General features: G+C 51.4%; 1 protein-coding gene. It reads left to right on the top strand.

The window, feature by feature from the left end:
* A partial coding sequence (locus Q384_RS12755; protein ID WP_211251108.1) for a putative Ig domain-containing protein occupies nt 1-2,437 on the top strand: 2,437 nt, incomplete at both ends.

Below are 2,437 nucleotides of genomic sequence, written 5' to 3' on the forward strand. Positions count from 1 at the left end.
CAAGACAATGACTTGCATATTGTGCATCAGCAATACCGTGGATTAAGCGTGGACATTATCCGCTTTTTCAGCACAAGCAACGCTTTCGGTTTAGCGCTGCCTGAACTCACCGAACCCAACCACGCGCCCACAGTCGGCGAAGTGATCGGCACACAAACGCTTACCGAAAACAGCGAATGGACATTCAGGCTGCCTGAAAATGCCTTTACCGATCCCGATGGTGATGCCCTGACTTATCGCATCGGCACCATACCCGATTGGCTGCACTTTGACGAAGCCACCAAAACTTTGGTTGGCACACCACCCAAAGGCAGCGTCGGCAGTCTGAGCATCGAAGTATTGGCAATTGATCCGAGCGGTGAACAAGCGGCACAAACGTTTGTTTTGAACATTCAACCAAGCAACCACAACCAAGCCCCCGTAGTCGGCACGCTGATTGATGCACAAACGCTTACCGAAAACAGCGCATGGACATTCAGGCTGCCTGAAACCGCCTTCACCGACCCCGACGGCGATGCCCTGACTTACCGCATCAACAACATACCCGATTGGCTGCACTTTGACGAAGCCACCAAAACTTTGGTTGGCACACCACCCAAAGGCAGTGTCGGCAGTCTGAGCATCGAAGTATTGGCAATTGATCCGAGCGGCGAGCAAGCGGCACAAACGTTTGTTTTGAACATTCAACCAAGCAACCACGCTCCCGTAGTCGGCACTCTGATTGATGCGCAAACCCTTACCGAAAACAGTGCATGGACATTCAGGCTGCCTGAAACTGCCTTTACCGACCCGGACGGCGATGCCTTAACTTACCGCATCAACAACATACCCGAGTGGCTGCGCTTTGACGAAGCCACAAACACCTTGGTTGGCACGCCGCCCAAAGGCAGCGTCGGCAACCTGAACATCGAAGTATTGGCAATTGATCCAAGCGGCGAACAGGCGGCGCAAACGTTTGTTTTGAACATTCAATCAGGTAACCACGTCCCGGTAATTGGTACTCCGATTGATGCACAAACCCTTACCGAAAACAGCGAATGGACATTCAGGCTGCCTGAAAACGCCTTTACCGACCCCGACGGCGATGCCCTGACTTACCGCATCGGCACCATACCCGAGTGGCTGCACTTTGACGAAGCCACCAAAACCTTCAGCGGCACACCACCCAAAGGCAGTGCCGGCAACCTGAGCATCGAAGTATTGGCTGTTGATCCGAGCGGAGAACAAGCGGGGCAAACGTTTGTTTTGAACATTCAATCAAGTAACCACGCTCCCACAGTCGGTACCCTGATTGATGCACAAACCCTTACCGAAAACAGCGCATGGACATTCAGGCTGCCTGAAAACGCGTTTATCGATGAAGACGGCGACCTGCTTAACTTAACCGTAACCTTGGAAAACGGCGAAGCCCTGCCCGAATGGCTGCACTTTGACGCAAGCAGCCGTACCTTCAGCGGCACTGCCCCCGCAGGAGCCATTGGCAATTACAACATTATCATTACTGCAAAAGACCCGCACGGCGCGGCGGTTTCCCAAACATGGACTTTGGCTGTTCAGCAGTCCGAGACATCGGGACCGGGAAACGATGGCACAGACGATGATGATGTCTTAACCGGCGGCAGCGGTAATGATGTTCTCAATGGCAAAGGCGGCAATGATGTCTTAAACGGTGGCGATGGCGATGATGTTCTGAACGGCGATGAAGGCGATGATATTTTATACGGCGAGGCGGGCAATGATGAATTACACGGCGGCAGCGGTGATGATTATCTGAACGGCGGCGACGGTGATGATTATCTGGACGGCGACGATGGCGATGATTATCTGAACGGCGGTGACGGCGATGATATTTTAAATGGCGGCAATGGTAATGATATTTTATACGGCGACGGCGGCAATGATGTTTTAAACGGCGGCAATGATGATGATTATCTTGACGGCGGCGAAGGGAATAATGTTTTAAACGGCGGCAATGGTGATGACTATCTTGACGGCGGTGAAGGGAATAATGTTTTAGACGGCGGTGCAGGCAGCGATACCTTAATCGTTCGCGGCGGCGGCAACAGTGTTTATACCGGCGGTGCAGACGGCGATGTATTTCAAGTGTTCCGCAGCGGCGCGGGCACACAAACCATTACCGATTTTGAAGCGGGTGATTGTTTGTATCTGATGGACAGTAATTTATCGGATTATGTATTGGCGCGCCAAGGCGATGATTTAATCCTGTCGCTGAAACAAGAAGATGGTTCAGCAGACAGCAATCATCAGCTGATTTTACAAAACTATTTTACTCTGGCAGACAATGCCGATGCCTTGATTTTTGAAGCGGACAATCCGAATTTGGGTCATCCGCCTATTTATCTGAAATCGTTGTTGGAACAACCGAACGTTTCCATTAGCGGCGACGAAGGTGCAAATGAATTTATTATCAATGATT

The organism is Stenoxybacter acetivorans DSM 19021 (assembly GCF_000745895.1).
Lineage (GTDB): Bacteria > Pseudomonadota > Gammaproteobacteria > Burkholderiales > Neisseriaceae > Stenoxybacter > Stenoxybacter acetivorans.